This is a genomic window from Nocardia sp. NPDC088792, assembly GCF_044750615.1.
Taxonomy (GTDB): Bacteria; Actinomycetota; Actinomycetes; order Mycobacteriales; family Mycobacteriaceae; genus Nocardia.
Map to the genome: position 1 here is coordinate 390,197 of NZ_JBIVKC010000009.1, position 20,812 is coordinate 411,008.

The 20,812-nt window shown below is 68.3% G+C and carries 19 protein-coding genes; 11 read left to right on the plus strand and 8 right to left on the minus strand.

All coding sequences use genetic code 11. The annotated features are described in order from the left end of the window. Nucleotides 1-16 precede the first annotated feature (16 nt). Complete coding sequence (locus ACIP5Y_RS46610; RefSeq protein WP_400360238.1) at nucleotides 17-220, minus strand: DUF397 domain-containing protein; 204 nt, start codon at nucleotides 218-220, stop codon at nucleotides 17-19. Next, nucleotides 217-1,104, minus strand: a complete 888-nt coding sequence (locus ACIP5Y_RS46615) for a helix-turn-helix domain-containing protein (RefSeq protein ID WP_400360239.1) — start codon at nucleotides 1,102-1,104, stop codon at nucleotides 217-219. The genes ACIP5Y_RS46610 and ACIP5Y_RS46615 overlap by 4 nt, the downstream gene beginning before the upstream one ends. A 235-nt stretch (nucleotides 1,105-1,339) precedes the next feature. Between ACIP5Y_RS46615 and ACIP5Y_RS46620 the strand changes: the two genes are divergently transcribed. The 3 genes from ACIP5Y_RS46620 to ACIP5Y_RS46630 all read left to right on the plus strand — a co-directional run bounded on the left by ACIP5Y_RS46620 (nucleotide 1,340) and on the right by ACIP5Y_RS46630 (nucleotide 3,188). Beyond that, complete coding sequence (locus ACIP5Y_RS46620; RefSeq protein WP_397007785.1) at nucleotides 1,340-1,543, plus strand: hypothetical protein; 204 nt, start codon at nucleotides 1,340-1,342, stop codon at nucleotides 1,541-1,543. Between the two features lie 314 nt (nucleotides 1,544-1,857). Further along, nucleotides 1,858-2,325, plus strand: coding sequence for a GNAT family N-acetyltransferase (locus ACIP5Y_RS46625; RefSeq protein WP_400360240.1), 468 nt, complete (start codon nucleotides 1,858-1,860; stop codon nucleotides 2,323-2,325). A gap of 2 nt (nucleotides 2,326-2,327) precedes the next feature. Further along, entirely contained in the window at nucleotides 2,328-3,188 is an 861-nt protein-coding gene (locus ACIP5Y_RS46630) for a hypothetical protein (protein WP_400360241.1), read from the plus strand. Between the two features lie 16 nt (nucleotides 3,189-3,204). Here the strand turns inward: ACIP5Y_RS46630 and ACIP5Y_RS46635 are convergent, their stop codons facing one another. From ACIP5Y_RS46635 to ACIP5Y_RS46650, 4 genes are read right to left on the minus strand one after another with little or no spacing between them, the layout of a single operon-like run. Beyond that, nucleotides 3,205-4,197: an SCO2521 family protein gene (locus ACIP5Y_RS46635; protein ID WP_400360242.1), complete on the minus strand. Its 993-nt coding sequence runs from the start codon at nucleotides 4,195-4,197 to the stop codon at nucleotides 3,205-3,207. Then, a complete protein-coding gene (locus ACIP5Y_RS46640; protein ID WP_400360243.1) occupies nucleotides 4,190-5,203 on the minus strand; it encodes an SCO2522 family protein in 1,014 nt (337 codons plus the stop codon). Before ACIP5Y_RS46640 ends, ACIP5Y_RS46635 begins: the two co-directional genes overlap by 8 nt. Continuing rightward, nucleotides 5,200-6,123 (minus strand): SCO2523 family variant P-loop protein, encoded by a 924-nt coding sequence (locus ACIP5Y_RS46645; RefSeq protein WP_400360244.1) that lies wholly within the window; start codon nucleotides 6,121-6,123, stop codon nucleotides 5,200-5,202. The genes ACIP5Y_RS46640 and ACIP5Y_RS46645 overlap by 4 nt, the downstream gene beginning before the upstream one ends. Then, on the minus strand, nucleotides 6,120-7,997 hold the full coding sequence (locus ACIP5Y_RS46650; RefSeq protein ID WP_400360245.1) for an SCO2524 family protein: 1,878 nt from the start codon (nucleotides 7,995-7,997) through the stop codon (nucleotides 6,120-6,122). The genes ACIP5Y_RS46645 and ACIP5Y_RS46650 overlap by 4 nt, the downstream gene beginning before the upstream one ends. Nucleotides 7,998-8,205: 208 nt before the next feature. On the opposite strand from ACIP5Y_RS46650, the gene ACIP5Y_RS46655 reads away from it, so the two are divergent. The 3 genes from ACIP5Y_RS46655 to ACIP5Y_RS46665 are packed head-to-tail and all read left to right on the plus strand — an operon-like array spanning nucleotide 8,206 to nucleotide 11,243. Beyond that, nucleotides 8,206-9,114, plus strand: a complete 909-nt coding sequence (locus ACIP5Y_RS46655; RefSeq protein ID WP_400360246.1) for a carbohydrate ABC transporter permease — start codon at nucleotides 8,206-8,208, stop codon at nucleotides 9,112-9,114. Beyond that, nucleotides 9,104-9,937, plus strand: a complete 834-nt coding sequence (locus ACIP5Y_RS46660) for a carbohydrate ABC transporter permease (protein WP_400360247.1) — start codon at nucleotides 9,104-9,106, stop codon at nucleotides 9,935-9,937. Before ACIP5Y_RS46655 ends, ACIP5Y_RS46660 begins: the two co-directional genes overlap by 11 nt. Before the next feature lie 16 nt (nucleotides 9,938-9,953). Beyond that, the gene (locus tag ACIP5Y_RS46665; RefSeq protein ID WP_400360304.1) at nucleotides 9,954-11,243 is read left to right on the plus strand and encodes an extracellular solute-binding protein; all 1,290 of its coding nucleotides are present in this window, start codon (nucleotides 9,954-9,956) and stop codon (nucleotides 11,241-11,243) included. Between the two features lie 15 nt (nucleotides 11,244-11,258). On the opposite strand, the gene ACIP5Y_RS46670 is transcribed toward ACIP5Y_RS46665, so the two are convergent. Together ACIP5Y_RS46670 and ACIP5Y_RS46675 are read right to left on the minus strand one after the other, a co-directional pair. Beyond that, nucleotides 11,259-12,191, minus strand: coding sequence for a DNA-3-methyladenine glycosylase family protein (locus tag ACIP5Y_RS46670; RefSeq protein WP_400360248.1), 933 nt, complete (start codon nucleotides 12,189-12,191; stop codon nucleotides 11,259-11,261). Nucleotides 12,192-12,400: 209 nt separating this feature from the next. Further along, complete coding sequence (locus tag ACIP5Y_RS46675; protein ID WP_400360249.1) at nucleotides 12,401-15,157, minus strand: FAD-binding and (Fe-S)-binding domain-containing protein; 2,757 nt, start codon at nucleotides 15,155-15,157, stop codon at nucleotides 12,401-12,403. A 146-nt stretch (nucleotides 15,158-15,303) separates the two neighbouring features. On the opposite strand from ACIP5Y_RS46675, the gene ACIP5Y_RS46680 reads away from it, so the two are divergent. The 5 genes from ACIP5Y_RS46680 (at nucleotide 15,304) to ACIP5Y_RS46700 (ending at nucleotide 20,764) form a co-directional block, all read left to right on the plus strand. Continuing rightward, entirely contained in the window at nucleotides 15,304-17,184 is a 1,881-nt protein-coding gene (locus ACIP5Y_RS46680) for an ABC transporter ATP-binding protein (protein WP_400360250.1), read from the plus strand. 86 nt (nucleotides 17,185-17,270) lie between these two features. Next, nucleotides 17,271-18,200 carry a class I SAM-dependent methyltransferase gene (locus ACIP5Y_RS46685; RefSeq protein ID WP_400360251.1) on the plus strand — a complete coding sequence of 310 codons (930 nt, stop codon included), beginning with the start codon at nucleotides 17,271-17,273 and terminating at the stop codon, nucleotides 18,198-18,200. A 135-nt stretch (nucleotides 18,201-18,335) separates the two neighbouring features. After that, on the plus strand, nucleotides 18,336-18,803 hold the full coding sequence (locus ACIP5Y_RS46690) for a hypothetical protein (RefSeq protein ID WP_400360252.1): 468 nt from the start codon (nucleotides 18,336-18,338) through the stop codon (nucleotides 18,801-18,803). Nucleotides 18,804-18,875: 72 nt separating this feature from the next. Further along, nucleotides 18,876-19,952 carry a DNA polymerase IV gene (locus ACIP5Y_RS46695; RefSeq protein ID WP_400360305.1) on the plus strand — a complete coding sequence of 359 codons (1,077 nt, stop codon included), beginning with the start codon at nucleotides 18,876-18,878 and terminating at the stop codon, nucleotides 19,950-19,952. A gap of 29 nt (nucleotides 19,953-19,981) precedes the next feature. After that, nucleotides 19,982-20,764, plus strand: a complete 783-nt coding sequence (locus ACIP5Y_RS46700) for an enoyl-CoA hydratase/isomerase family protein (protein ID WP_400360253.1) — start codon at nucleotides 19,982-19,984, stop codon at nucleotides 20,762-20,764. Nucleotides 20,765-20,812: the final 48 nt, after the last annotated feature.

A 20,812-nucleotide genomic window follows, 5' to 3' on the forward strand; every position in this document is an offset into this window, starting at 1 on the left:
AACCCCCAGGCAACCGTCAGTGCCCGCCGGTGTCTCTCCCCAGGCCGGCGGTGAACGAATCCCATTCCGCGGCACCGAACACCAGTGCCGGACCGTCCGGATTCTTACTGTCCCGCACGCCGATCCGGCCGTCGGACAGGAAAGCCACCTCTACGCACTCCTTACCGGCGCCGCTGCGACTGCTCTTGAACCAGCGTGCCCCGGAAAGCTCCAAGCTCATGCCGAATACTCCTTCGCCACCTGCCGCAGCAGGTTTCTGCTGTCCTGGACGTCCAGCGCGCAGCGTTCCAGGCACTCGAGCGCCCGGCGATAGCGCTGAACATCGCCCTGTCTTTCGAGATACAGATCGCCGGTGAACCCCTCGACATAGACCACGGGAGGCTCCACCGGCTGCCCCTTGCCGTCGGTTCCGAATTCGAGGATCACGAACGGGCCGGTCGAAAGTCCCAGCGGGACACCGGCCGCGAAGGGCAGGATACGCAAGCCGACATTGGGACGAGTACTGATGTCCGCCAGCTGCCGCACCTGCGCCGCCATCACCCTTGCACCTCCCACTGAGCGGCGCAATACCGATTCGTGCAACACCATGGCGACCGTCGCCGGCTGCATCCGGCGGGTGATCATGGCCTGCCGCTGCAACCGCAGCTGGACGCGCCGATCGAGCTCCGCGGCACCGTCTTCGGGATAGCCGAGCCGGTTCAGGGCCCTGGCGTAATCCGCGATCTGGAGCAGGCCCGGCACCAACTCCGATTGGTAGCAGGACAACTGCTGCGCGGATGCCTCGAGACCCACGTAGACGTCGAAGTTCTCCGGAATGAGATCGCCGTAGGAGTGCCACCAGCTCTTGACGGCCGCCTGCTGCGCCAATCCCTTGAGTCCGTCCGCGATTTCGCCCGGGATTCCGTAGATGCGGCACAGCTCCTGGACGTCGATGGTGCGGATGCGGTCGGCGTTGCCCTTCTCCAGGCGCTGCAGCGTGCTCGCGCCCCACTCCATGAGTTTCGCGGCCTCGGCTATCGTCAGTCCTGCCTGAATGCGCCAATCGCGCAGGTAACGGCCCAGCTGGCGGCGGGGCAGGGTTGATGAAGCAGGACCATCTGACACAGCGCGCTCCGTTCGTCGGTCGCGGGGGCTTCGTCCACTATGGAGAATCGTCCTCCCCCAAGCGGATTCGCTGCTGGGAATTCGCGCAATTTTGCGTTCTCATTCTCGAAATCCCCCCACGCGGAGTCTGCTCATGGTGTGCTGGAGATGTGCCCGGAGCTGAAGTAGCTAGGCCCCTTTCCTTTCCTGAACCTCCGGGCACTTCAGGAACCAGTAGGAACAAGGAGTCTCGGCCGTGCAACTCACCACCCTGAACATGCCGGTAGCCGGATTGCTGCGCTGCGGTACGGAGCCGGTCATCATGACCGTCGAACAGGCCCACGCAGCAATGCAATTGCATCTCGATTGCACCGTGGAGACATGCAGGGTGCGGCGGCGGGCACGGGCGACCCTCGTGGAGGAGGGGCGGTGCGTGCTCGATGAACGCGCACTGCCGTGACGATCAGAACGCATTCCGTCCGGATCGCCGGGACCGCGCGGCACGCCGCCTGGTCTGGCTGCTGATGGACCTCCGATACGTGGCCAGGGGTTCTCGGGGAAGGCCCCTGGCCTCGAAGAACGCTGCCGCACAGCGCTTTCGAGCGTCCCATGTCCAACCTCCGGCACGGTGACGCAAGCCCCTCCGCGGTGCTGCAGCGCGGTTCGGCCCGCCCCTCTGGCAGACGGCGGGCGGGCCGAACCGCATCCAAGACCCTGCCCGACGCCTACCCTGGAGCCATCTCGCTGTTGTGCCGGTGAAGGGGAACACCGTTGTTGGCCTTCGAACAATCGCAGGTCCCGGCCTTCCGGGCCGCGTCCATGACCGACCTGAGCGCCATCCGCACGCTGGAAGTGGTGGAGTTCGAGCATCTGGCCTATCCGTATTTCGTGCTGCGCCAGCTGTTCGAGGTACACGGATCGGACTGGATGGTCGCCGAAGACAATGGCGAAGTCTGCGGCTATGTCCTGACGGCCATCGGGCCGGAGGGCAGCGCCTGGTTCCTCGGCTTCGCCGTCGCCGGCCACTGCCGCGGGCGCGGCTACGGCCGGGCCCTGCTGGAGACCGCGCTGGAACACTGCCGGACCAGTCAGGTGGATCAGGTCTTCGTGACCGTACGGCCGGGCAATCGGGCCGCCCGGCATCTCTACAAGGAGGTCGGCTTCGTGTGGACCGATCACGAACACGACTACTTCGGCGCAGATGAGCCACGAGATGTGCTGGTGCGCAAGCTTTACCATTGATCATGCTGGAAAAGAGCGCGCCCTCCTCGCCGTTCGTGGCGGCCATGAGCACGCGCATCGAAAGGCACGCCGACGCATACGCCGAAGAGGTCGCGGTGTTCGTCGATCTCCCGGGCCGGCTGCGGCGGCACACCAGCGAACTGCCACTGCTGGATACCCTCACCCGGCACGTGGAATCGGTGCTGGGCACCTATGACCCGCCGGGCATCCGGCGTGCGGGGGACAGTCTGGTCTTCGGGAATCTCTATGCGCCCGTGCTGTTGCAGACCGCATCCGGCGCCGACGTGTCCGTCGACACCACGGAGCTGCTGACCGCGCTGATCGCCGCCGAGGTGGAATTCCGCGGACCACTGCGCTTGAGCCGGACCCAGAACCGGCAGCTCGCGGAGACCTATGAGCGACTGGGGAAACCGCTCATCCGGGCCGGACTCCCGGCGCATGCGGCGCTGGCCTTCCGGCGAGCGGGCAGTCTGTACCGGATCGACGAGGACAGTGACGCGGAGGATCGGTGCGGGCTCGCGCTGTCCCGGGCCCGGCGGCTCGCGCAGCCGGCCGCCTGGAAGCGGGCCGGCGGGCTGGTGCCGGATCTGATCTGCGGCTACGGATATCGGCCCTTCCGCATGCTGTGGCTGGTGGTGCTGCAACTGCTGCTCTTCACCGTCGCGGTCGCGCTGCGCGCGGATCAGCCGCTGGCCGTCACGCTGTACCAGGCGCTGACCAACTATCTGAACCCGCTCGGCATCGGCGATACCCAGAACCTGCGGGTCGGCGGACGGGCGCTGTTCGCGCTCGAGGCCTATATGGGCACCTTCACCATGTCCGTCTTCTTCGCACTGCTGGTGCGGCGCTGGTTCCGGCTCTGATCGGCGCCCGATCGGCTCACCACTCGGTGGTGCTGATCTTGGCGCTGCGCAACGCATCCAGCGTGGCGACCGCCAGGCGGTCGCGCAGCTGCCCGATCTGGGCCGTCCACTGCCGGGTGAAACCGGGATCGACCTCCAGTCGCGTCCACAGTTCGCGCAGGCGCGGCGGGGTGTGCGCACCCGGCATCCACAGATGCACCAGTTGTTCCAGCAGCGGGCTGAGCAGTTCGGCGGTATCGCGATGCGGGTCGGTGCGCGCGGCGTCCGAGAGCGCGGAGGCGAGGGTGGTGAGCAGCCAGTCGTGCACCGCCAGGTCCTCGCAGAAGCGTTGCACGGCAGCGAGATCCCGGACGGTGGGCACCATGATTCGTACCGACCGGGTGGATTCGTCCTCCAGCCGGAAGGCGAACAGGGTGCGTCCGCGCACCGCCCCGCCCACCGGCGGCGCCACCCGCGCCGCCCAGCGCACCCGGGTGGCCGCGGTGCGCACCGGCGGGCGCTGATCCAGGCGGCCGTCCATGCGGACCTGGGTGAGCAGGCGGTCGCTGATGGAGGCCAGGTCCAGGGTGGTGGCGGTGGAACCCTCCAGGTAGCCCTCGGTGAGATCGACCGCGGCGGTGGTGTCGTCGCCGATCCGGTGGATCAGTTCCACCGATCCGACCTGCGTCAGATAGTGCGACCACGGCCGCCGGTTGGTATCGGCGGCGCGAACCACCTTGGTGGCGGCCGAACTCTGCGCGATGCGGCCGCCGACCAGCACCGCGTGCGCGGCCACCGTACCGACCGCGCGGCTCTCCGACTTGGACACCGTGGCGAGCTGACAGTCCACGCCCACCGCGGAACTCGGCGAGATCGCCAGCGCCAATGGACGTTCCCGCAACAGCACCCGCTGTCCCGGCAGCAGCGACAGCAGGGCCGAGGCCTCCCGCCCGGCCAGCGCACCCGAGGACGGCAACAGGGTGGTGCGCACCTCCCCCAGCAGCACCAGCGGCTCGGTCACCTCAGACATCCCCGAGGAAGACATGGTCCAGCCGCCTCGTCGCCTCGACCGGCACCGACACCGGAATCCGCTCCGCCGCACCACGTTCCCGCAACTTGGCCAGCACTTCGTCATCCTGTTGCAGATGGTCGAGGATGACCCGCACCGCATGCTCGATGCCGAGATAGCTGTACGGCAGCACCGACACCGCCCGATAGGCGGCGAACGGCGCGGCGCGCTCGTTCAACTGCACCACGGCCGGCATCTTCCACCAGTCCGCCGGCCACTCACCGCTCCACGGCTCCGGCTTGGCCACCACCGCACCGTCATTGCGAATCATGCCCAGCCGCAACAACTGCCAGATCGACGCCAGGAACGGGCAGGACCATTTGACGATCTCCACCTGCTCACCCGCGACCTCCTCCAGCGCGCGGCTCCACAACTGCACATCCAGGAAGATCGAGTGATTGCGCGCGCCGAACTCCTCCGGCGGCCGGTACCGGGCGATCCGCATGGCCTGGCCCGGATCGTATTCCGAGGAGCGGCGGCCATTGCAGAGCCAGCCGGATTCCGCGGTCGGCGGGCGCCGGCCGGTGGCGCCGGGATCCGGTTCGGCCACGATGCGCGCGGCCATCATCTCCGCGAGCCGTACCGGCGCGCCCACCGGTTCACCGTCCAGCAGCGACGGCACCTCGGCGCAACCCGCCTCGCGGGCCAGGTAATCGATGCGCACCCCGCACTCCTCGGCGGCGCCGAGCAGCTTGGTGAGGATCTCGCGCGGATCGGTCTCGTGCCGGAAGTAGTCGTCCACCAGGAAACAGGTGCTCACCCGCGCACCCGGCCCGTATTCCGCACGGGCGGCGTCGGTATACGAACGCACCAGCGGCGCGACCTTGCGCAACTGCGCCTTGATGCGGTCCACGCCATTGACGAGGTCGTCCATGTAGAAGTGGCCGACCTCGATCGACAGATGGGAGAGCGGTTGTCCCACCACCCGGTTGCGCTCGCCGGCCTCGCTGTAATCGGTCGCGGTCATTCCAGCCTTTCCCAGACTGCCCGGTTCATGAGCCGGGTGGCGAGATGACGGAAAGCGTCGACGGTTTCCGGATTGGCGATCCGTGCGGATACGTCGATATCCAGGATCACCTGTTCGCGGCATTGCAGCATCGGTTCCACCGGAGTCCTGCCCAGCACCACCGTGGAACCCATCTCATTGCGAATGGCCGCCCGGTTCAGCGTGTCGTGCTGGCGCTGCAGCCAGGCCGCCTGGGCCGGACGCAGGCCCATCGCATCGTTCAATTCCGGTACCGCGGTGCGTACATAGCGTATCGAGTTGCGGAGCTGTTCGCGGTCGTGACCCCACTCCACGCCGGTGCCGAGCACACCGTGCTCGTCGTACACCAGGCTGTGCCCGGCCACGATGTGCTGCCGGGTCCAGCGGTGGAAGATCAGCCAGCGCGAGACGGTCTCGGCCAGCTGCGCGGAGCGGGTCGCGCTCAGTGCCAGGGCCAGCGCGATCGAACGGCCCGCGCTCAGATCCACGAAGGTGACGTCGAATTCCTGTTCGCAGGTGGCGAACAGGGCGGTGCAGCGGCGCACCATGGGCTCGTCGAGCGTGGTGAACTCGGAGCCGCTGTGATCGCCGGGGAACAGCACCAACCGGCCGGACGGATGCCGGGACTGGCTCAACTCCACCCGGTCGGTCTCCGAGCGCACACTCACCCGCGCCGGAAACCCGCTGTCGCCCAGCAGATACGAGTGCAGGCCGATACCGTCGCCGATACCGGTGTCGATGCGGCTGATCTCGAAAGTGCCTCCCGCCGTGGGCGATCCGAAATCGAAGTCCAGATACGCCACCTTCAGGCCCGTCATGCTCAACCAGTACGCCATATTGCAGCTGGTCACCGAGCGACCGGTGCCGCCCTTGTCCGAGGCGGAGAACACGAGCACGATCACACACTCCTGGTGGCGTCGAACCGGGCGTAGGCGAGTTCGTCCAGTTCCAGCAGGGCCTGCGAGGCGAGACTCGAAGCGGTGCCGGGACGTTCATCGATGAGCCTACGGGCGCGCTGCAGCCGCTGCTCCGCCAGGGCCAGGGCCGTCCGATTGGACGAGAGGTCCTGCTCCCCGAGCTCCAGCAGCTCCCGATTGAGCAGGTGCTCCGCCTCGGTGAGCAGCTCCATGGCGCGCACCACCAGATCCGGCGACCGCAGCGGCGGTTCCCGGTACATGCGGGCCGCCGCCACCAGGCATTCCACCACCCGCTCGGTGAAATACCAGGACGGCTCATGGATTTCGGGGCCGCCCAGAATGCGGCTGGGGTCGTCCCACAGGCCGGTCACGGGGCCTTCCCGGAAGGCCCGCCGGTCCAGGTGATCCATGATGGACTGGGCCAGCAGCTCCAGATCGTCGCGGGTCTCCATGGTGCGGGACAGTCGTGCCGCCTGCAGGGTGCGCTTCAAAAGCACCGTGGCGTAATCGGATACGGTCCACACCAGCTTCGGACCGGACGCCGCCTCGCCGCTGCCGAGCAGGCTGAGGGTGACGCCGGGGCTGTGCATCTCGCGGGCCGGATCGTCCTCGGTGAGGCGGCTGATGATGCGGCCGCGGCGCGCCAGTTCGTCGAAAATCGGTGCGGCGCGGTTCAAGTCGTCATCGCTGGCCTCGCGATTGAGCAGATCCTGCATGAGCACCGCGGAGACGACGAGGCTGAAGTAGTCCGACTCCTCGCCGTCGGAGGTGCGCCACGGAATGTCCTCCAGCGGCCAGCGGCCCGAACCGAAGCGCGCGACCGCCGACCAATAGCGTTGCGCCAGATCCCAGCGCAATTGCAGGGCCTCGGCCAGCCGGCGCTGCCGGGTGTCCAACAGGTCCAGCTCGCGGGTGCGCACCGAGGTCAGGTCATTGATGCCGTCCAGCGCCACCACGGTGAAATGCAGGTAGGGACGCGCGACGGCATAACCCGGGCGGCTCGCGATGGGCAGGTCGACGAAGCCGATGGGCGCGGCCTGGTCGACCAGGCTCCAACTCCAGCCACATTCGAACAGCAGGCGGTCGTCGTAGAGGTCCACGCCCGGGGTCTGGCTCAGGGTGAGGTCGTTGCGCAGGCGGATGCGCACGCGTTCCAGCCGCCGGCCGACCGAATCCACCACCGCTTCCGGCGCCGTGCCGGTCTGGTTCAGCATGGACAGCATCGCCTTGCCCTCGGGTGATGCGGGTTTGACCGTATTGACCACGAAACTGCGCACCAACCCGACCATGGCGGCGGTCAGGCGGGTATTGATGCGCCCGTCCAGTCGCTCGATGCGCGCGCTCAGTTCCTTGGCCTCCGGGCGGGACTGCCCGGCCGTGAAGCCGTGGAAGCCGCGCAGGAATTTGAGCGCGGCCAGGCAGAGGGTCAGGGACATGGAATACGAGTCGACGACATCGAGCCGGCGCTGGTCGGCGGTGGGCTCCTGCGAATTCGCGGAAGACAGGTAACTGCCCGCCGCGAAGACCGGAATGTCTTGTTCGACGCCCGAATCCGACGTCCCCACCTCGGTATAGCGGTCGATGTACTCCTCGAGCACCCCGACCAGGGTCGCGCCGATACGCGCGGGACTGCCCAGCGGGGACAGCACGGCTTGAATGTCCTCGGCGATATCGTCCGGGCGATCCAGTCCGAAGCCGTCGATCTCGGTGGCCGGATACAGCAGGCACAACAGCTGTTCGGCATCACTGATGGAGTTGGAGCCGTTCCGGCCGCCCCAGCTCCACTCCTCACCGCGGTAGCAGGCGGTCAGCAGCGACCGCCACACTCCGAGGATCTGCTGCCGTGGCTGAATTCGCATCGACGCCGTCCCCTAATGCTTCGTCCAAAGAGATCCGGGCCCGTGGTGGCCCGCCTCGCCGGTCCGCCCGGAACAAGCGCGGCACAAACTATCATGCGGCAGCGCAGGCCACCGGGTGAAACGAAACCCCCGCGCGCACAGGAGATATCCGGCGAAACGGGCGTGGGGTGACGGGGTGCGCGGGAGCGCCCCGGTAGCGTCGCTGCACATGAACCGCACGGTTCGCGGGCAGGCCACCGCCCGCGGCACCACCAGTGCCACCAGCTACCTCCTGCTGCTGCCGAGTTTCCTCGGCATCGGCTGTTTCCTGCTTGCCCCCGTCGCGGTGGTGCTGTGGCTCAGCGTGCACAGCTGGAACCTGCTGGGGCCCATCGAATTCACCGGGCTCGCCAACTGGCGGTCCGTGCTGAGCGACCGGCAATTCGGGCATTCACTGCTGGTGACGCTGGCGCTGACCGCGCTCGTGGTGCCCGCGCAGACGGTGCTCGGCTTCGCCATCGCCGCGCTGCTGGCCCGGCGCGGACGCGGGGGCGCGGTACTGCGGGTGGTGTACGCGCTGCCGTGGATGTGCGCACCGGTCGCGGTCGGCGTGGTGTGGCAGTGGATCTTCGCGCCCAGCGGCGGGGCGATCTCGGCGCTGCTCGGGCGGCCGGTGGAATGGCTCAGTTCACCCACGCTGGCACTGCCCTGCGTCGCCGCGGTGATCGTGTGGATGAATGTGGGGTACGTGGCGCTGTTCTTCGTCGCGGGGATCCGGGCCATTCCCCGGGAGATCCTCGACGCGGGCGCGCTGGACGGGGCCACCGGATGGCGGCGCACCCGCTGGCTGATCCTGCCGCTGCTGCGGCCCACCACGTTCTTCGTGCTGGTCACCGGCGTGCTCACGGTGTTCCAGACCTTCGACGCCGTGTACGCGCTCACCAAGGGCGGGCCGGGGCATGCCACGGATGTGGTTGCCATGCGGCTCTATTCGGAGGCATTCGAGGCCGCGCATCCCGGACGGGCGGCGGTCATGGCGGTGGTGATGTTCGCGATCATGTTCGCCATCACCCTGGCGCAACATCGGTACTTCCGGAATCGGACCAAGCGCGGGGAGGCGGAGCGCTATGAGTACTGAGACGCGCGGCCCGCGGCTGCGGTCCGGGGCGGCGTACACGCTGCTCGTAGCCGGTGCACTGGTGGTCGTCGCACCGCTGGTGCTGAGTGCGTTCACCGCGTTCAAGACGCCGCGGCAGTTCGCGAACGAATCCGCGCTGACGCCACCGCATCCCGTCACTCTGGACAACTTCCGGACCGTGCTGGATCAGGGGCTCGGGCGGGCCGCGCTGGTCACCGCGCTGATGACCGTGTTCATCACCGGCGGGCAGCTCATCGGATCGATCCTCGCCGCATACGCGTTCGCGCGCACCAGCTTCCCCGGACGCGATGTGCTGTTCTGGGTGTACCTGGGCACCATGATGGTGCCCAGCGCCGTCACGCTCATTCCCCTGTACTTGATGTTCGCGAAACTGGGGTGGCTGAACACCTTCTGGGCGCTGGTGCTGCCCTTCATGTTCGGCTCGCCCTACGCGATCTTCCTGCTGCGACAGTACTTCCGGGCCATTCCCGGCGAGATGATCGACGCCGCGCGCATGGACGGGGCGAACACGCTCGACATCCTGGTGCACGTGGTGGTGCCGTTGAGCCGGCCCATCCTGGCCACGCTCACCGTCATCACCGTCGTCACCCAGTGGAACAACTTCATGTGGCCGCTGGTCGCCGCCTCCGGGCCGAAATGGCAGGTGCTCACGGTGGCCACGGCCAACCTGCAGACGCAGTACAACGCGCAGTGGACGCTGGTCATGGCCGCCACCACCCTCGCCATCGCGCCGCTGGTGGTGTTGTTCGTGGTGTTCCAGCGGCAGGTGCTGCGCTCCATCGCGGTCACGGGGCTGAAATGAGGCGGCGCTCATGAGGATCAGGGAATCCACCCGGGTACTGCTCGGGATCGCGCTGGCCGCCGTGCTGCTGGTGGGCGCGGCACTGTGGCTGGGACACGACAGCGGCGGGTCCGGGCGCACCGTGGTGCGGCTGCGGATCTGGGATCAGAGCTTCGTGGCGGCCTACCGCGCCTCACTGGACGAATTCCAGCGGGCCGATCCGGATATCGAGGTGCGGATCACGGTGGTGCCGTGGGCTTCCTACGCGCAGAAGCTGCGGCTCGATGTGGCGGGCGGGGTGGCCGACGATCTGTTCTGGACCAGCCTCTACGAGGACTATGCCGACAGCGGGCACCTGATGGATATCGGGACGGCGCTGGGTGCGCAGGCCGCGCAGGCATGGGATCCGTTCGCGGTCGCACAGTTCACGCGTAGCGGAAAGCTCTGGGCGGTGCCGCAATTCGTGGATGGCGGCACCGCCGTGTACTACAACCGCGACCTGCTGAACGCCGCCGGCGTGGATCCCGCCGCGGTGACCGCCGCGCGCTGGAGTCCCGTCGAAGCCGCCGATACCTTCCGGCCCTTGCTGCAGCGGCTGGCCAGCGTCTCCACCTGGCCGTACAACGCTGCCGATGACTTCCAGTCCATCACCCTGCCGTTTCTGGGATCGGCCGGGGGCGAGTTCCAGCAGAACGAGCGGTTCGTGTTCGCCGGCCGGCAGGGGCACGACGCCTTCGGATACACGGTGCGGCTGGTGGCCGACAAGCTGTCACCGTCCGCGGCGGATACCAATTCCGGCGGCGGCAATACGAACGGAGACTTCGCCAAAAATGCCTTCCTGCAAGGCAAGATGGCGTTGTTCCAGTCCGGCAGCTTCAATCTTGCGACCGTGCAGCAGCAAGCCGGATTCCATTGGGGACTGGCATTGATTCCGCAGGGCCCCGCCGGGCGGGTGAGCGCGAACAATTCCATCGGCGTGGCCGGGAACTCCGCCTCGTCGCATCCCGCGGCGGTGCGGCGGGTGCTGGCGTGGCTGGGTAGTGCGGCGGGCAATCGCTACCTGGGGGAATCCGGGTCCACGATTCCGGCCGTCGTGTCCGAACAGCATGTGTACCGGGATTATTGGGCCGCGCGCGGAGTCGATGTGGCGCCGTTCTTCGATGTGTTGCGGGGCAGGCGGATCGCGGCGGGCGGCGGGCCCGGATTCCAGGCAGCATTGAATGCGGCGGACCCGATCTTCCAGGAGATGTACCTCGGGCGCATCCCGGTGCCGCAGGCGCTGGAGCAGGCACAGGACGCGGCGAATACCGCTGCCGCGCAACAGTAGCCGACGCCTGCGAAGTCAGATCCGGCTGTGATCGGTGTACGGGGTGCGCGGGCCGAACTTCGGCTTCCGGGCGAAACCGGCGAGACCGAGCAGGCGCACGGCGCGATAGCGGTGCGGGCGCAGCGGTTCCAGGTACTCGACCATGGCGTCATCGTCGATGGGTCGGCCCAGCAGGGTCCAGCCCACGATGGACGCGAGGTGGAAATCGCCCACCGACAGGGCATCCGCATCGCCGAAGGCGCGCTGCGCGATCTCCGCGGCGGTCCATACACCGATGCCGGGGACCGTGCGCAGCCGATGCGCGGCGTCGGCGTGGCTCAATCCCGCCGCTTCTTCCAGCTTCGATGCGATACGGGCGGCCAGCACAATGGTTTTCGAGCGCTGCGGCTCCACATTGGCGCGGTGGTAGACCCAGGAAGGGATGTGCCGCCAGGTCTCGGCATCGGGCATGAGCCGCAGGCCCTCCGGGCCGGGTCCCGGCGCGGGGGTTCCGTAGCGCCACACCAGTTTCCGCCACGACGCGTGGGCGGTGCGGGTGTGCACCTTCTGCTCCAGGACGGCGGGGACCAGCGCCTCCCACACCAGACCGGTGCGCAACATGCGCAGACCCGGATTGAGCCGGTGCGCCTCGGCGACCTTGGGATGGTCGGGCGCGAAATCGTTCAGGTCCTCGTCGAGGCACAGCATGTCGGGCAGGCGTTCCAGGAACTCCTCCGCACCCGGGCCCCAGGCCTGCGCGGCCACGCTGTTCCGGTCGGCCTGCGTCAGCCGGTAAGTCACCGGTCCGCCGGGTAGCCGGGAGGCGTGCCAGTGCGCGCCGTCGGGAGTCTCGTGGTGACACGGATCACCGAAGCCGCGGCGCAGCGGAGAAATGGTGGCGGCCAGGTCGATCGGGCGCTCGGAGCGCACCGTGCGCGCGCGGGCGGTCACGATCGGTGCTGCGGTCACCGCGTCATCTTACTGTTAACGCGAACTCCGAATACGGCGATGTTCCCACCGTTGGTCTAAATGCTCGGCAAATAGATGGCATTCGCCATAGGAGGTTTCTCGTGATCACCAATCTGATCAATTTCCTGCTCGGCGTGTGGGGCAACATCTCCGCGGGGAGCAGCGGTTATCAGATTCCGCCGGGCACCCTGCCGTTCGGCAGCTGACCCTCACGGCTCCACGAGAAACTGCACCAGGTGCCGGAATCGCCGGCCGGTCAACTGATCGGCCTGGGTCCGGCAGGAGAAACCATCGGCCAGCAGGACCGTCTCGGGGGCCGCGGCGCGTACGGCCGGGAGCAGCGCGTTCCCGGCCACCGCGACGGAAATCTCATAGTGGCCCCGTTGCATTCCGAAATTACCGGCAAGTCCACAGCATCCAGTGATTTCGATCACCGAAGCACCGGTGCGCTCGATAATTCGGCGGTCCGCCGCGAAGCCCAGCGCGGCGTGTTGATGACAGTGCGGCTGTACCAGCACGGTGTGCCCGCTGCGATCGGGCGGCGCCCAGCCGGGCCGCGATTCCAGGAACTCGGACAGGGTGCGCACCGCACCCGCCACCGTCACGGCGCGCGGATCCTCCGGCAGCAGGCGCGGCAGATCCTCGCGCAGGGCGGCCGTGCAGGACGGTTCCAGACCCACCACCACACCACCCGCGCGGACGTGTTCGTCCAGCGCATCAACGGTGGCGCGCAGCCTTTTCCGGGCACCGTCCAACTGACCGGTACTGATCCAGGTCAGACCACAGCAGACCCGGCGCTCCGGAATGCGGACGGTCAGGCCCAGCCCCTGCAGCAGACGCACTGCGGCCCAAGCGATCTCCGGGTCGAACGCATCGGTGAAACTGTCGATCCACAGCATCACTTCCGATTCATTGTCCCGTTGCCGCCAGCCGCGCCGGAAACTCCTGTCCGCCAGCACCGGAACCGGGCGGCGCGGATCGATGCCCGCCGCACGCAGACCGGTACGCCGCAGCACACCGACCCCGGACAAGGCATTGGCCAGGCGCGGAGCCCGGGTCGCGGCCGCCAGCCACTGCGGTAGCCGGCCCAGGGCGTAATGATCCACCGGGCGGAAGCGGCCCCGGTAGCGGCGATACAGGGTCTCGGACTTGTAGGTCGCCATATCCACGCCGGCCGGGCAGTCGGAATGACATGCCTTGCAGGACAGGCACAGGTCCAGGGACTCCGCGACCGCGTCCGAACGCCAGTCCAGGGCGCCGCGCACCACCTCCTGCAGGACGCGGGCGCGGCCACGGGTGCTGTCCTTCTCATCGGCGGTGGCCTGATAGGACGGGCACATGAAACCGCCGGAGGCGTGGTTGTCGGCGCGGCACTTGCCGACACCCACACAACGGTGCACGGCCGCACCGAGATCCCCGTCGTCGGGAAAGGCGAAACCGCCCACTGTCGGGAGGGGCCGCAGACCGGCCAGGCGCAGGTCCGCGTCGAGGGGGCGCGGGTGCACCAGGATGCCCGGGTTCAGCACATCGTCCGGATCGAAGAGGGATTTGAAGCCGGCGAACGCGGCCAGGGCCGCTTCGGAGTACATGTGGCGCAGCAGTTCCGAACGGGCGCGGCCGTCGCCGTGTTCACCGGAGAGCGAGCCGCCGAACTTCACCACCTGCCGCGCCGCGTCCTCCAGGAAGGCCCGGAAGCGTTGCGGCGCATCGGCTATCGGCAGATCCAGGCGCACATGGATACAGCCGTCACCGAAATGGCCGTAGAGCAGGCCGTCCACGCCGTGCTCGCGGGTGAGCTGCTCGAATTCGCGCAGATACGCGCCCAGTTGATCGGGCGGCACGGCGGCGTCCTCCCAACCGGGCCAGGCCGGACGACCGTCCGGGGTGCGGCCGGCCAGGCCCGCGCCGTCGGCGCGAATGCCCCACAGGGCCTGCGCCTCCGCGCGATCCGTGACCAAGCGGGTCGCCACGGCATGCGCGGTAGTGCGCAGCAGCGCGGCGGTTTCCACAGCCTCTCCGGGTGTCTCGCCCTCGAGCTCGACGAGCAGCCAGCCGCCGCCGGCGGGCAGCTCGGGCACCCGGCCGCGATGTTTGCGCACGACATCGACCAGACGGGCGTCCATACCCTCGACCGCGATGGGCCGGACGGCCATGATCGCGGCGATATCGTCGGCGGCCGTGGGCATATCGGGATAGCCGAGCACCACCAGGACCGTCGCGGCCGGGACCGGAACCAGGTCCACCGTCGCCGCGAGCAGCAGGCCGCAGGTGCCCTCGGTACCGACGAACGCCTTGGCCACCGCCGAACCGCGTTCGGGCAGCAGATGCTCCAGGCTGTATCCGGACGCCTGCCGTTCGAAACGGCCGAGCTCGGTACGGATGACCGCGAGGTTCGCGCGCGTGAACTCGGCGAGGCCCGGCACCGCCGCCGGGTCCGCGGCGAGGGTGCGTTCCGCGCCGGTTCCGTCCAGAATTCGCAACTCCCGCACCGTATCCGAGGTGCGGCCCCAGGCGACCGCGCGCGGCCCGCAGGCATTGTTGCCGATCATCCCGCCCAGCGTGCACCGGTTCTGTGTCGAGGGATCGGGACCGAACCGCAGGCCGTGCGGCGCGCCCGCACGCTGCAGCGCCGACAACACCACGCCGGGTTGCACACGCGCGGTGCGTAGTTCGGGATCGACCTCGTGAATGGCATTCATATGCCTGCTGAAGTCGAGCACCAGTCCGGGCCCGACGGCGTTCCCCGCGACCGAGGTGCCGCCACCACGCGCGGTGATCGGCAGCCCCTCGGCCCGCGCGAAGGCGAGCGTCTCGGCCACATCGCCGTCCGTGCGCGGAAAGACCACGGCGGCCGGCAACACCCGATAGTTCGAGGCATCCGAGGAATACTCGGCACGCCGCCGGTCCGAGGCGTCGACCTCGCCCGCGATCCGGCCGTCCAGCGCCCGCTGCAGTGCTCCCGTCACACCGCCAGCCTAGGGATCCGGCGCGCGGCATGTTCGCGCTGCGCGAACTCCCGACCTGCGCGGCAGGACTTGCTCTCAACCTTTGTTGAGGTCTTAGTGTCGGTGGTGCGGGGTTCGATGGAACTCCCAGGGTGAGGAGCAGCGGGATGAGTATGGAATCCGTGGCGTGGAATCAGCTGTATCGGCAGATGAACGCGCCCACCGAACAACGGCCACTGCGGCTGGCCACGGCACGGCGGATTCTGGCCTTCGCGCGCCCGCATCATCGGCGGCTGGTGACCTTCCTGGTGTTCAGCGTCGGGTCGGCGCTGCTGGCGGTGGCCACGCCGGTGCTGGCCGGGCGGGTGGTGGACGACATCGTGGGCCGCGCCGCGCCGCGCACGGTGGTGGTGCTGGCGGTGATCATCGCGGGGGTGGCGCTGTTGGACGCGGCGCTGGGACTGGTCATCCGGTGGCTGTCCTCCCGCATCGGTGAGGGGCTCATCTTCGATCTGCGCACCGCGGTCTTCGACCACGTGCAGAAGATGCCCATCGCCTTCTTCACGCGTACCCGGACCGGCGCACTGGTGAGCCGGTTGAACAATGACGTCATCGGGGCGCAGCGGGCCTTCAGCACCACCCTGTCCGGCGTGGTCACCAATGTGGTGACGCTGGCCCTCACCCTGGTGGTCATGCTGCAACTGTCCTGGCAGATCACGTTGCTGACGCTGGTGCTGCTGCCGGTGTTCATGCTGCCGGCGCGGCGCATGGGCACGCGGATCGCCGGAATCCAGCGGGAGGCCGCGGGACTCAATGCGGCCATGAGCACCCAGATGACCGAGCGGTTCTCCGCGCCCGGCGCCACCCTGGTGAAACTGTTCGGGCGTCCGCAGCAGGAGTCCACGGAGTTCTCGCTGCGGGCCGGGCGGGTGCGCGATATCGGGGTGCGCGGCGCCATGCTGCAGACCGTGTTCGTCACCGCGCTCACGCTGGTGTCGGCGCTGGCGCTGGCGCTGGTGTACGGGCTGGGCGGCTACCTGGCGCTGAAGGGACAGCTGGAACCCGGTGCGGTGGTGGCGCTTTCGCTGCTGCTGACCCGGCTGTACTCGCCGCTCACCGCGCTGGCCAGCGCCCGAGTGGACGTGATGTCGGCGCTGGTGAGCTTCGAGCGGGTCTTCGAGGTGCTGGACCTGACGCCGCTCATCCAGGACGCCCCGGATGCCGTCGAGGTGCCGGAGGGCCCGATCACGGTGGAACTGGACGCGGTCAGCTTCGGCTACCCGTCGGCGGACAAGGTGTCGCTGGCCTCGCTCGAGGATGTGGCCACCCTGGACACCCGCGGCGGTGAGGAAGTGCTGCACCAGGTTTCGCTGCGCGCCGAGCCCGGGCAGCTGGTGGCGCTGGTCGGCTCCTCCGGTGCGGGCAAATCGACCATCGCCCAGCTGGTTTCGCGGCTCTACGACGTGGACTCCGGCGCGGTGCTGCTGGGCGGTAAGGATGTGCGGCAGTTGCAGGGCCGTTCGATCCAGGACACCATCGGTCTCGTCACCCAGGACGGGCACCTGTTCCACGACAGCATTCGCGGCAATCTGCTGCTGGCCAGGCCCGAAGCCACCGAGGATGAACTCTGGGATGCCCTGCGCCGGGCCCGGCTGGGCGACCTCATCGCCTCGCTGCCGGACGGCTTGGACACCGTGGTCGGCGAGCGCGGCTACCGGCTCTCCGGTGGGGAACGGCAGCGGCTCACCATTGCCCGCCTGCTCCTGAAGCAGCCGCGCGTGGTGATCCTGGACGAGGCGACCGCCTCGCTCGACTCCACTTCGGAGGCGGCCGTGCAGGAAGCATTGGCCGAGGCCCTGGAAGGCCGCACCGCGCTGGTCATCGCGCACCGGCTGTCCACCATCCGCAATGCGGATCAGATCCTGGTGCTCGAGCACGGCCGCATCGTGGAACGCGGCAGTCACGCCGAACTGCTGGCCCAGGAGGGCCGGTACACCGAGCTGTACCGCACCCAGTTCGCCGATGCGAGCGAACCCGCCGCGGCCTGATCGGGGCGCGGCCCGATCAGCAGCAAATTTGCCGGAACAGCAAAAGTTCTGGGTGTGTGCGCCCATGGCCCGATAGCGTCGGGACCATGGGCGCACACACTCACGAGCACACGCACGCGCAGGGCAACCAGGGCCATCACCATGGCCACACCCAGGACGGGATCGACTGGACCACCCAGATCGCGACCCTGCGCCGAGACGACGCCATGAGCGCCGCCGCACAGGCGGAGATCGCGCGGCGACTGATCGGGCTGCTGGACGGTGCGCAGCCGACGGTGGTCGATATCGGTGCGGGCGCCGGCGGGCAGAGCGCGGCCTTCGCGCGCGAGCTGGCCACCCGCGGCGGCGGGCGAGTGGTGATCGTGGATGCGGTGCCGGGGCTGCTCGAGGTGGCGAGGGAAACCACCCTCGCCGCGCTCGCGGGGGACGCATCCGTCGCGGTCGAGATCGTCCACGCGGACGCCGGTTCCGATGAATTGGTTTCGGCGGTACCGGAAGCCGATCTGGTGTGGGCTTCCCGATCCGTGCATCATCTGCCCGATCAGCAGGCAGGCACCGACCGGTTGGCACGACTGCTGCGCACCGGCGGGCGATTGGCGCTTGCCGAGGGCGGATTGCCGACCCGTTGCCTCCCTTGGGATCTCGGCATCGGGCGGCCCGGCTTGCAGGACCGGCTGCTGGCGCGGCGCGATGAGGCCTTCGTCCGGATGCGGGCCGATATCGCGGACACCGTCCCCATGCCCTACGGCTGGAACACCGCACTGTCCAAGGCCGAGCTCACCGAGGTGACCTCGTTCAGCGTGCTGACCGATCACCCCGCCCCCGCCATTCCCGCAGTGCGGGAAAGTGTTTCGTCCTGGCTCGGCTTCCTGCGGGAACGCGGCAGCGACTTCCTCGACGAGGAGGATCGCACCACCCTGGACACACTCCTGGACGAATCCGCCGATACCTACGTGGAAAAGCGCGACGACATCTACATGCTGGGCGTGACGACCGTCTTCCTCGGAAAGCGCTGACCGTGATCCGGGGTGTGCCGAGCTGTGATCGATCCGTTAGAGACGGGCAGTCCCAAACACCCTGCTGTCGGGCATAATTCGAGCTCCCAGGCATTCTTTACATGATCGTTTCACTTTGCCGGGGGAGGAGTTTCGGTGACCCGTACCAAGGAGCAGCGCCCCGCGCCCATCCGGATCGACGATATCGAGCGGATGTTCGGTGCCCGGCGAAGTCGGCCCGCGGCCGTGGAACCGCCGCTGGAGATCCGTTGTGCCAGCGGCACGCGGCGCACCGACGCCGACTGGACGGTACCGAAACAGGTTGTCGCCGAATGCCTCACCGGCAAATTGGTGATCGACTTCACGCAGGCCTACTGCTCCCGCCGGGAGATCGACGTACGGGTGAACGCGGACGTCGGGGCCATCGTGCTGGTGGTGCCGCGCGGCTGGCGGGTCGATGTCGAGGGCGTCGAACACGGCACGGGCACCGTCACGAACAAGGTCCGGCTGCCGCGCTTTCCGGGCGCACCGGTGATCCGGGTGGCCGGCCGGGTGGAGACCGGAACGGTGAAAGCGCGCTACGCGTACCGCTCACCGCTCAATTGGTTCCGCCGCTCGCGCTGAGCGAGCTGTTCCGGGGCCCGGGCACCAGCCCGAATTCCGACATTTCCGCAGACCATGCGGTATGACGGAGGGGTGGCGCGATGGCTGTTGCACATCGACCTCGACCAATTCCAGGCCGCGGTCGAATTCCGGCGGCATCCGGAACTGCGCGGACAGCCCGTCATCGTGGGCGGGAACGGGGATCCCGCCGAACCCCGCAAGGTGGTGTCCTGCGCGTCCTATCCGGCGCGGGCCTTCGGCGTGCGTGCGGGCATGCCGCTGCGCACCGCGGCCCGCATCTGCCCGGAGGGCGTGTTCCTGGCGCAGGATCCGGCCACCTACGCCGAGGCCTCCGAGGAGATCATGGCGTTGCTGCGCACCTTTCCGGGGCGGGTCGAGGTGCTGGGCTTCGACGAGGCCTTCCTCGCCGCCGATACCGATGATCCCGAGGAACTCGCGCGAGAGATCCGCGCCGCCATTGCGGACCTGGGCCTGACCTGCGCGGTCGGTATCGGGGACAACAAGACTCGCGCCAAACTGGCCACCGGATTCGCCAAGGCCGTCGGGAAAACCGGGGACAACGCACCGGCCGCGGTGGACGCGGACGAGACCGGGACCGGGATCTTCCGGCTGACCGGGGAGAACTGGACCGAGCTCATGGCGCACCGGCCCACCAGCGCGCTCTGGGGGATCGGCGCTCGCATCGCGAAACGGCTGAGCGGCCTGGGGATCGAGACCGTCGCCGACTTGGCCGCCGCCGACCGGCACGAACTCGCGACGGAATTCGGACCGAATACCGGCCCTTACCTGTGGGTACTCGGGCACGGGCTGGGCGACACCGATATCGCCGAGCCGCGAGAACCCGTGGGGCACAGCCGCTCCGAGACCTTCCCGGCCGACCTCACCACCCGCGAGGAATTCGATGCCGCGATCACCCGCCTGGCGGCTCAGGTGGCCGAGGAGACCATCGCGAGCGGCCACAGTATCGGGCGCGTCGGCGTGACCGTGCGGACAAAAACCTTTTTCACCCGTACAAAACAGCACAAACTACCGGCGCCGAGCACCGATGTGGACGAGATCGTGCAGTCTGCGCTCGAGATCCTGCACCGTTTCGAACTCGATCGGCCCATCCGGCTGCTCGGGGTGAGGGTGGAATACGCCATGCTGTGAGCAGGAACCCGGACGGAAGGCGCCCATTCATGAGCAACTACCAGAACATCCTGTTCGAGCACGATGGTCCGATCGCGCGCATCACCCTGAATCGGCCGGATGCCGCCAATGGGATCGATCAGGCGCTGGCGGACGAACTCGCGCGAGCCGCGACGTACTGTTCGGACGATCCGGCCATCAAGGTCGTGGTGCTGACCGGAGCCGGGCGCTTCTTCTCGGCGGGCGGCGATGTGCGAGCCATGTCCGAGAGCGGCAATACGGGTCAGTTCATCGAGAAGCTCGCCGCCACCCTGCACCACGCGGTATCCGCGCTGGCCCGGATGGATGCGCTGCTCATCGTGGGTGTGAACGGGGTCGCGGCGGGTGCGGGGTTCAGCCTCGCGGTAGCGGGCGACCTGGTAGTAGCGGCCGAATCGGCCAAGTTCACCATGGCGTACACCAAGATCGGGCTCAGCCCGGACGGCGGCGCGTCGTACTACCTGCCGCGGATCATCGGCCTGCGCAAGACCCAGGAACTCATGCTCACCAACCGGACCCTCAGTGCGGCAGAGGCATTGGAGTGGGGACTGTTGCACCAGGTGGTGCGGGATGTCGAACTCGCCGACGCCGTCGAGGAATTGGCGCAGCAGTTCGCGCAGGGGCCCAAGGAATCCAACGCCCACGTGAAGAAGCTGCTGCTGGTCTCCGGCCAGCACACGCTGGAGGAGCAGCTGGCCACCGAGGCGGCCTTCATCACCCAGGGCGCCGAGTCCGCGGACGGCGCGGAGGGCATTGCCGCGTTCATCGGCAAGCGGGCGCCGAAATTCGCCTGACGACAGCACAATTCGACCGACGCGTTTCGGGGCCGGTCCGAGAATCTC

Excerpts from the sequence above, each read along its gene's own strand:
- ACIP5Y_RS46610 (WP_400360238.1), bottom strand. The coding sequence starts at position 220 with ATGAGCTTGGAGCTTTCCGGGGCACGCTGGTTCAAGAGCAGTCGCAGC.
- ACIP5Y_RS46630 (WP_400360241.1), top strand. The coding sequence starts at position 2,328 with ATGCTGGAAAAGAGCGCGCCCTCCTCGCCGTTCGTGGCGGCCATGAGC.
- ACIP5Y_RS46635 (WP_400360242.1), bottom strand. The coding sequence starts at position 4,197 with ATGTCTGAGGTGACCGAGCCGCTGGTGCTGCTGGGGGAGGTGCGCACC.
- ACIP5Y_RS46640 (WP_400360243.1), bottom strand. The coding sequence starts at position 5,203 with ATGACCGCGACCGATTACAGCGAGGCCGGCGAGCGCAACCGGGTGGTG.
- ACIP5Y_RS46650 (WP_400360245.1), bottom strand. The coding sequence starts at position 7,997 with ATGCGAATTCAGCCACGGCAGCAGATCCTCGGAGTGTGGCGGTCGCTG.
- ACIP5Y_RS46655 (WP_400360246.1), top strand. The coding sequence starts at position 8,206 with ATGAACCGCACGGTTCGCGGGCAGGCCACCGCCCGCGGCACCACCAGT.
- ACIP5Y_RS46660 (WP_400360247.1), top strand. The coding sequence starts at position 9,104 with ATGAGTACTGAGACGCGCGGCCCGCGGCTGCGGTCCGGGGCGGCGTAC.
- ACIP5Y_RS46680 (WP_400360250.1), top strand. The coding sequence starts at position 15,304 with ATGAGTATGGAATCCGTGGCGTGGAATCAGCTGTATCGGCAGATGAAC.
- ACIP5Y_RS46685 (WP_400360251.1), top strand. The coding sequence starts at position 17,271 with ATGGGCGCACACACTCACGAGCACACGCACGCGCAGGGCAACCAGGGC.
- ACIP5Y_RS46700 (WP_400360253.1), top strand. The coding sequence starts at position 19,982 with ATGAGCAACTACCAGAACATCCTGTTCGAGCACGATGGTCCGATCGCG.